Raw genomic sequence first — 8165 nt, 5'->3', positions numbered from 1 at the left:
TGATATACGGCACCAGAAACGGAGGGAATTCCCTCCGTTTTTTCTTTGAATGACCTCTGACTCTTTGGGTGAATTTCCGGAGTTCACCTCTGACTCTTTGGGTGGATCACCTCTGACTCTTTGAGTGAGGCTCGAACCGAGGGTCTCTGACTCTTTGGGTGAATTTCCGGAGTTCACCTCTGACTCTTTGGGTGGATCACCTCTGACTCTTTGAGTGAGGCTCGAACCGAGGGTCTCTGACTCTTTGGGTGAATTTCCGGAGTTCACCTCTGACTCTTTGGGTGGATCACCTCTGACTCTTTGGGTGAAAAGAACCCGCTTTCGATGTCCCACAAGGAATTTTTCTCGATCGCTAGAAGAAGATCTTCTTATGTTTTTAAAAGCTTTTAAAGACTAAGAAAACTTCATCCAGAAAGGGGGGGGAATGGCCAGTCAGTGACACTGGCTTCTGGGGACAGTCCCGCAGGCTCTCTGGAGCCGCCAACCACACGTTCAATCAGTCGCACAGTCCCTGCCGGAGAGGGCTCTGCGCTGCGGTCTGACCCTGATACCCCCTCCCCCCCTACGGGGGCAACGATGCGGTCACCCCTACGCATCCCACCCTGCGGGCATGCGCCAAGGATTCACGCTCATTGAACTGCTGGTAGTGATCGCCATCATCGCAGCCCTCGCCGTCCTGCTCCTGCCCAGCTATGCCGGCACGATCAACGATACGGACCGCAGGGCCGCCACCCTTCACGCCCAGGCCGTCCGCCTCGCATTGAACACGGCGCTGGCAGGCAATCCCCAGCGGACCACCGCTACTTGGGGGAACGTGAACTGCACGTCGGCCCGAGACATCACCGCGAGCGGCGTCACGACCCCAAACGGCGGAAACGGCTGGTCGGATGCCCCCCGCGGCACCTCCTGCGTCGCCGTGTCGGAAACGCAACGCACCTACCGGGTCACCGTCACCCTCGCCGATGGCTCCACCGCGAGCACCCCATGAACCGCACCGGATTCAGCATGGCAGAGGTCCTGGTCGTCATCGCGATCACAGCTATCCTCACCGCGATTGGCATCGCAGCAATGCCCAAAGATCAGGACGTCACCCTGGATGGCCTCCCCGACCGGTTCATGAGTGCACTGCAAAGCGCACACAGTCAGGCCATGGCCGAACGCACCACCGTCACCCTCACCGGTGCGGCCCGGGACCTCACCGTGACCACCGCCGACGGGACGGAGCACGTCTCGTTCGCCCCGGCACAGACGGGTGGCACCATCACCATCCAGCCCAGCGGCTCCACGACAGGCACTGTCACCCTCACATTGCCCAGCGGAACGTGCAGCCGGTACAGCCTGACCCTGTACGGCACCAGTGCAGCTGGGATGTGCTGATGAGGTTCCACGCACACAGAACGTCCGGACTGACTCTCGTCGAGGCCCTGGTCGGTACCCTCCTCCTCCTCATTGCGCTGACCGCGTTCGCTGCAGTAGCCGCACAATCCGCTCGAGTCGTCTCAACCGGGCAACTTGCAGGCTTTGCCGCCGATTCCCTGAACGGCGCCGCTCAGGCCGCCCAGCGTGGCAACACGCAGTACATCCAAGCCCGCACCCTCACCTCGGACGAACTCCGCCTACTTGCCCAGAGCGCGGGCCGACGGAACGATCTCTCAGCAGCCCTGACCGGTGATGTCGTTCCCCAAGGCGGCAACCCACCCCGAGTCCGGATTTCCATTCGGGGACCCGGCATCGCTATCAGCGAGGTCGTCACTGTCCCAGGCGGCACGCCGTGATCCACCTGTACCCCCGGCACCGCCGGGTTCCACCCTTCACCACTGGTCCCCCCAGCCACCATCCGGCCCCCATCACACCACCTGAGGAGTCATCATGATCAAACCCACACCCCCACCCACACGCGGCTTCACCCTCATTGAAGTTCTGGTTGCCGTCACGGTCGCTGTCCTGGTCGTCGGATTCGTCGTCGCCATCGTCCCCCGCGCGACCAGTGCCTCCGCCGAACAGGCCCAAACAGTGCGCGCCACGACCCGCGTGAGTGCCGTCACCCAGATCCTCGTCGAGCAATTCAACGACGGGGGCTTCGCCGGCTTCACCACGGGCACCAGTTCCACACTCACCGCCGTGTTCACGACGGGCACTCCAACCACCGTGCCCCTCCAGCGCGACTTCGCCACGGCCTCGACCATCTACGTGCCCGGCCTGCGGGCCACCGTAGGCAGTCAGGTCCTGCTCGTCACCTCATCCGGCATCAGCAAGGTCGTGTCCGTGACGGCCGTGCCGAGCACGGGGATGTTCACCCTCGACTGTCAGCTGGGCCTGCCGACGACTGGCACCGTCACGGCCTACCCGGCTCGCACCCTCACCCTGGCCCTCCAGGATGGCGCCATCCGCCGCACTACCAACGGTGTCACGACCAGCCTGGGCAGCAGTGAGGGCGTCTCATTCTCGTACCTGTACGAGACGCCGTCCGGCAGCCTCATCCGCGACCCAGCTGGCGCCCCTGCGAACCGCGTGGCCGCCGGCACACTCGTCGGCCTCGTGCCCGTCAGTGTCGATCCCCGAGCTGATCGCGCAGCCGCTGTGCCCCTCCAGATGTCTAGGATCCGCCGCATGCTGGGATGCGCCGAATCAGCCGCCATCACCCCAAACGAAGGCCGCCTGAACGTCACCATCTCCGGCCTCCCCACCGGCGCCACACCCGACGTGAGCCTGAGCGGCCCGGACGCCGCCGTCAACGGGCAGCGCCCCACATCCAGCCGGAGTTACCAGCCCGTCCAGCGCGGCACGTACAGCATGACCGCCCAGCAGGTCAGCGCGGGCGGCCGCACGTACGTTCCAGAAGTCCGCGGGTCACCCGCCACGCTCCTGAACACCTGGGGCCAGATCTACATGGCCACCACGTACCGCGAAGCCCGGGGCACCATCACCGCCAACGTCACTGGCCTCCCCACCGGCGGTCAGGGCACCATCACCCTGACCGGGCCGGACGCACAGACCATCAGCGTCTCGAACGGCAGCAGGGCCGTTGATGTCGCCGCCGGAACGTACAGCGTGTCCGCACCCGCCGTCACCATCAGCGGCGTCACCTACACACCGACCGTCCCCTTCTCAATCACCGTCACCAATAACGGCAATGTCACGCTCACCGTGAACTACACCGCACCTGCAATCGCCACGCTGAACGTGACGGTCACTGGCCTGCCATCTGGCGCGACCTCCCCCATCACCCTCAATAACGTCTCGGATGGCGGCACCAGCACGCGGGTGCTCGGCAACGGCACATCGACTTTTTCGTCGCTCGCTCCAGGCACGTACGTCGTCATTGGGACGGCATGGGGGTCATTCATGTCGAACTCCGCCACGGTGACCCTCACAGCGGGCAGCACGCGCGGAGTCACGATCGCCTACGCCGACTCCAGCACACCACCCGAACCGCCCGTGAACACCGACCCAAGCACCCCAACTCCTCCTGCGCCCCCGCCCCCTACCGAGCCACCACCTCCTGCGCCCCCGCCCCCTACCGAACCACCACCCCCTGCGGAACCGCCTCCTTCCGGTGGCGGGGGTGGGGGTGGCGGTGGCGGCGGCCCACCCCAGTGCTTCTATGACGGGCACGGCGAGGGATCGTGCGGTTTTTAACACTGATCACCACAACTGCTTGACAAGGGCGCGCGGTATTGCTCTTTAAGAGAGAGGACTTGGCTGGCACTCCAGTGGCCCACGACGCCCAAACGCGAGTACCGCCAGGTCCTCCCCTTTCTTTCCGTCACGCTCAGGCGCCACGTCCGCCACTAGGAGCAACCATGAAACGTTTTGCTGCATCCCTCCTCGTGCTGAGCGCTCTGCTTGCCTCCTGTGGAGGTACCACCCCTACGACTCCAACACCACCCAACACAACGATTCCTGAACCCAGCACACCAACGCCCCCACCTACTCCGGAACCCACGCCGCCCACGCCTACGCCGACAACAGTATTTATTCCGGCGGTTGGCGCAACTGTTGGCAGCGGTGACGGGACTGTGACCGGCACCGTCCGCATCAGCCCGAACGCCGAGGAAATCGAACTACTGACCCTGACCAACGAGCTGCGCACCAAAGGCACAGTCAACGGCCAGGACTTCACGGCAAACACCTGTGTGGACGGCATTTTCAATAAGGATACCCTCCAGCCCCTCAGGTTCCACGGGCTGCTGTCTTATGCAGCGCGTAAGCACAGCACTTACTTGTCAGAAGTTGGTTACGACGGACACGTAGAGCTACAAACTGAATCGCCCTTCTATTATGGCGGCACGGTTCAAGAGCGCTTTGATCGGGCATATATCGACCACAATCTCATTCCTCCCAAATTGAAGCCGGGGGAAATCGTGGGAACAGGCATGTCACGTTCGAATGCGGTTGCCATCTTGCGAGATTGGATGGCTAGCCCGGGCCACTGCGCGGTGCTGATGTATGAACAGGCGAAACATATGGGAGCTGGGCACTACTACGTTCAGCCGAACACCGCCGCCAATCGCTGGGGTCACAGCTGGACCATGATGTTCTATTGAGAGGTGCGTGCTCGAGGCCCCGCTGTGGGGCCTTTTTTCGTGCTCTGTACTGTCCTCCACAAAGAAATCTCAAGATACTGGTAAGATGTTGCCACTATGCGATTAGTGGTAGTCCGTTGACTCGGGCAAAGTTTGCTGTCCTAGACGGTATTCAGGCTACATACATCGGGAGTGGTCGACCCTGGCCGACCCGATCCAGCAACAGGAAGAGTGGCCGAGGTGGTCGCTCCGTGGAAAAGGCCCGCCAGGCTTGCCACACCCAGACGAACGGCTCCAACCACAATCGCACCTGATGCAGCAGCGTGCTCCACTTGGGCGGATGCCGTGCATCCGCCCGCTGAGATGTCTCACCTTCGCCCCGAGGTGTGTGCTCGTTCCACCAGTGCAAAAAGCAAAACGCTGCGCACACCAGACTCCAATGTCGGCGAAGAGCCATGTCTGACCGGGCCTGACAGTGCGTCCACCCCAGATGCTGTTTCACCTCTCGGTACGCCTGCTCAATCCGGGGGCGCCGGGCATACAGCAGTGCCACCTCCAGTGAGGCCGCCGGAGGCACCGGGACGCGTCCCGGTGACCTGTCCTTCTCGCTCTCCCGAAAATTGGTGATGAGGTATTCCGTCGTCTCATGCGGCAGTTTGACTGGGTCAGGCGTCACCACAATCAGGCGAAGAGCGCGTCCAGGCCCGTACGGCCCACCGCTCACTTCTGCCCGCCAGAACACGCGTTCTGTACCGTCAGCGAACGTCCTCTTGAACGGCTGCCAGTCGGTTGGCACTGCCCGCAGCGCCAAGTCTTCCACCCCTCCAGGTTGACCCTGCTTATGCCACCACGCATACGAACTCGGCAAAGACAGCACAAATGGGATCGCAGAGGTGAGCAGTGACTTCACGAACAGCTCGTTCCGCCCATACAGGCAATCCGCCACGACCGCGCGGTACGGCCAATCATGCCGAACAGCCTCAATCAACTCCACCGCCAGTTGAGGCTTGGTGCGAAAAGCCGGGTCATACGGACTCCGATTAATTAGCCAACAAGGGCCACCAGTGAAAGAGCGTGTACCGAGTGACCAGATCAGGTTGACCTTCCAACCAGACGCAGCGATCCGAGAGGGCTGCCTCCACCTCCTTGATACTCTTGAACGCTCTATTCGCAATCGGCACATCCGTCAACTCCCAGAGCCGTTCCGCCGGCTGCAATTCCGGCGAGTACGGCGGCAATGTCACGGTCTGAATCCCCTCAGGATGCCCGTCATCCGGTGGCACATGGAAACCAGCCCCATCCTGAACGACCAACACCCGATGGTCGGCGCCCGCGCCGACCTTCTGCGCAAACGCCGCCATGACGGCCGCATACGCCTGCTTGTTCACCACCGGGATCAACCAGAACAAGCTCTCGCCACTCTCCGGATTGACAAACGCGTACACGTACAACCACTCGTATCCAGGCGCAACTGGGCAGGTCAACGGCTGCCCCGTCGGCGCCCACATGGAACGCCGGATCGGTTTGAGCCCGATTCGATGTTCGTCCATGCACCACAGCGAGACACGCGCTACGAGACGCTCCGCCTGGCGGAGCGTCTCGGTCAGGACTTTGTTTTGAACGCTTCCTTTGCGGCCTCATCGCCGCCAATGTGCCGGGGTCGAGGGCGTTGAGGCGTGAAGCCCGCCGCCCGTAGGAATTCATAGGTGCGCCCGAGATGGACGGACATTCCGTACTGCTGCTGAAGCCAGTCTTGAACGTCTTTACCGGACCAGACGATGCCCTGCTCGAAGTCAGCGTGCAGTCGGGCGGCCAGAGTCTGTTGTTGCTCGACAGTCAGGAGGCGGGGGGCGCCCTGGTTGACGTGACGCGCGTCACGGAGGCCAGCGAGCCCCTGTTGGCGGTAGCGCTTGACCAGTCCGTAGACGGTGACCCGGTTGTACCGGGTCACCTGAAGGATCTCAGGTACAGGGCGTCCTTCTGCGAGGAGGGCGAAGAGTTGGGCTCTGCGTCGTTCGACGGCACAGGTGCTGGCTCGGTAGAGATGCCAGAAGGTGTCAGCGTCATGCGCGAGAGGGGCGGTCAGAGGGATCTGTTTGATGCACTGATCATAATCTATTTAATCGGAGTCCGTATCATTGGTCTTGCGCGGGAAGTGATGCGCGGGCGTGTAGGGACGCAATTGCAGAGGGAAATAGGCCTGCGGCGTGTCATACAGCACGTGTACAGAGACGATGCCCGAGTCGACTTTGCCCAGGCTGCCCAGATACTGCCGCCCGACATGGGCGGTGTGGGTTCCGTACTTCCGGTCACCCGTCTCATCGATGACCAGAACAGCATCAGCTGAGGGTGCCGTTGCCGATCCGCGACGCATGAGCTCCAGACGAGCTTGATGGAGCTCATCCGGATTCCAGGTGCTTTCGGACAGGAACCATTGCAGTCGCTGAGCTGCTTTGTGCTGGCTTCCGGCCTTCCCTGGGGCTGTATGGGCGATGCCCGTCGCTGTTTTGTGTCGCTCGGTACCGAGGAGAAGTCCTTGCAGGTACAGGCGCAGCGCTTCGCGCTGCGTGGGCCGATGAAACACATGATCCAACTGGGTGCAGTAGGCGTCCAGTGGATCAGGCACCACGCGATCCTGGGTCATGACCCAGTGTGCGCTTTCGGCCAGTCAACGGACTACCAATAACATCGGTAGGCTGGTGAGCTGTGACTGACCGGAAGCCCTACCGCCACCGTTTTCCCCTGAGCGTGATCGGCTACGCTCTGCGGCTGTACCACCGCTTCCCACTCAGCCAGCGGGACGTTCAAGAACTGCTCCACGAGCGCGGCATCCAAGTCAGTCACGAAACCCTGCGGCAATGGAACATCAAGTTTGCCCCCCTCCTCACTGAGGAGCTGCGCCATCGGGAACCCCGACGGGGTTCCCGATGGTATTTGGACGAGGTATACGTCGAGGTCGGTGGCCAGAAGCATTGGCTCTGGAGGGCGGTGGATGACGATGGAGCTGTGCTGGACATCCTGCTTCAGGAACATCGCGATACTCGAGCGGCCAGGTCCTTTTTCGTCCGCCTGCTCGGGGAATACGACGTACCGGAGGCCATTCACACTGACAAGCTCTGGAGCTATGGCACCGCCATTCGGGCACTTCCCGTGCTCCACGGCGTGGAGCACGTCCAGGTCGTGTCCGCGGCCCGGGGCAACAACTTGGTCGAGCAATCGCATCGCCCCACACGGCAACAGCAGCGAAGTCAACTGGGATTCAAACGACGACAGAGAACGCATGAATTCCTGGCCCTGCATGCCCGAGTCTCGAACCTTCACCGCCACACCCGGACAACCGTTTCCGCCGATCGTAGGCGACGCAACCAGACCGAGACACTTCGCCTCTGGCGAGAAGTGATGCAGCAGGTCGCTTGAGAATCAAGCGACCTGCTGAGCTTCTTCGGCTCCGCCGAGGTTAAGTTGCCAGAACCGCGCGGCGGGTGGAGTGGTCGGCCTTGCCCTGTTCGGCACACCCAAACAGGTGATAACCCATGGGTCACAAGTTCACCACATCACGACACGGGTTGACTTGACCCTCGTGACCCAACTGGCCTACGTCGTCGGCTGAAGTGAGACATATCAAGTGATTTGGCTCAG

Annotated in this window: 7 protein-coding genes and 2 pseudogenes; 5 read left to right on the top strand and 4 right to left on the bottom strand. The window is 62.1% G+C overall.

What is annotated here, in order from left to right:
• Window positions 1-610 precede the first annotated feature (610 nt).
• From CBQ26_RS16980 to CBQ26_RS16965, 4 genes are all read left to right on the top strand, one after another.
• Complete coding sequence (locus CBQ26_RS16980) at window positions 611-988, top strand: type II secretion system protein (protein WP_088249829.1); 378 nt, start codon at window positions 611-613, stop codon at window positions 986-988.
• Window positions 985-1377 carry a pilus assembly FimT family protein gene (locus CBQ26_RS16975; protein WP_088249828.1) on the top strand — a complete coding sequence of 131 codons (393 nt, stop codon included), beginning with the start codon at window positions 985-987 and terminating at the stop codon, window positions 1375-1377. The genes CBQ26_RS16980 and CBQ26_RS16975 overlap by 4 nt, the downstream gene beginning before the upstream one ends.
• A 492-nt stretch (window positions 1378-1869) precedes the next feature.
• Complete coding sequence (locus CBQ26_RS16970) at window positions 1870-3639, top strand: prepilin-type N-terminal cleavage/methylation domain-containing protein (protein ID WP_088249827.1); 1770 nt, start codon at window positions 1870-1872, stop codon at window positions 3637-3639.
• Between the two features lie 380 nt (window positions 3640-4019).
• A complete protein-coding gene (locus tag CBQ26_RS16965) occupies window positions 4020-4547 on the top strand; it encodes a CAP domain-containing protein (protein WP_172418141.1) in 528 nt (175 codons plus the stop codon).
• A 151-nt stretch (window positions 4548-4698) separates the two neighbouring features.
• Here CBQ26_RS16965 and CBQ26_RS23195 read toward each other — a convergent pair.
• The 4 genes and pseudogenes from CBQ26_RS23195 to CBQ26_RS16950 all read right to left on the bottom strand — a co-directional run.
• A pseudogene (locus CBQ26_RS23195) lies at window positions 4699-5565 on the bottom strand (transposase); the annotation flags it as partial.
• Between the two features lies 1 nt (window position 5566).
• The gene (locus CBQ26_RS16960) at window positions 5567-6133 is read right to left on the bottom strand and encodes an IS630 family transposase (protein WP_143342192.1); all 567 of its coding nucleotides are present in this window, start codon (window positions 6131-6133) and stop codon (window positions 5567-5569) included.
• Window positions 6130-6612, bottom strand: coding sequence for a winged helix-turn-helix domain-containing protein (locus tag CBQ26_RS16955; RefSeq protein ID WP_280522608.1), 483 nt, complete (start codon window positions 6610-6612; stop codon window positions 6130-6132). Before CBQ26_RS16955 ends, CBQ26_RS16960 begins: the two co-directional genes overlap by 4 nt.
• 48 nt (window positions 6613-6660) lie before the next feature.
• Window positions 6661-7170, bottom strand: a pseudogene (locus CBQ26_RS16950) (transposase); the annotation flags it as partial.
• Window positions 7171-7232: 62 nt separating this feature from the next.
• On the opposite strand from CBQ26_RS16950, the gene CBQ26_RS16945 reads away from it, so the two are divergent.
• The gene (locus CBQ26_RS16945; protein WP_088249822.1) at window positions 7233-7943 is read left to right on the top strand and encodes an IS6 family transposase; all 711 of its coding nucleotides are present in this window, start codon (window positions 7233-7235) and stop codon (window positions 7941-7943) included.
• The last annotated feature ends 222 nt before the right edge of the window (window positions 7944-8165 follow it).

Source organism: Deinococcus indicus (assembly GCF_002198095.1).
Classification (GTDB): domain Bacteria; phylum Deinococcota; class Deinococci; order Deinococcales; family Deinococcaceae; genus Deinococcus; species Deinococcus caeni.
Note: the sequence above shows the minus strand (reverse complement) of the source record. Positions and strands in the feature narration are given on the sequence as shown.

Bases quoted from the DNA above. Each gene is read 5' to 3' on its own strand.
- CBQ26_RS16980 (WP_088249829.1), top strand. From the start codon at position 611: ATGCGCCAAGGATTCACGCTCATTGAACTGCTGGTAGTGATCGCCATC.
- CBQ26_RS16975 (WP_088249828.1), top strand. From the start codon at position 985: ATGAACCGCACCGGATTCAGCATGGCAGAGGTCCTGGTCGTCATCGCG.
- CBQ26_RS16970 (WP_088249827.1), top strand. From the start codon at position 1,870: ATGATCAAACCCACACCCCCACCCACACGCGGCTTCACCCTCATTGAA.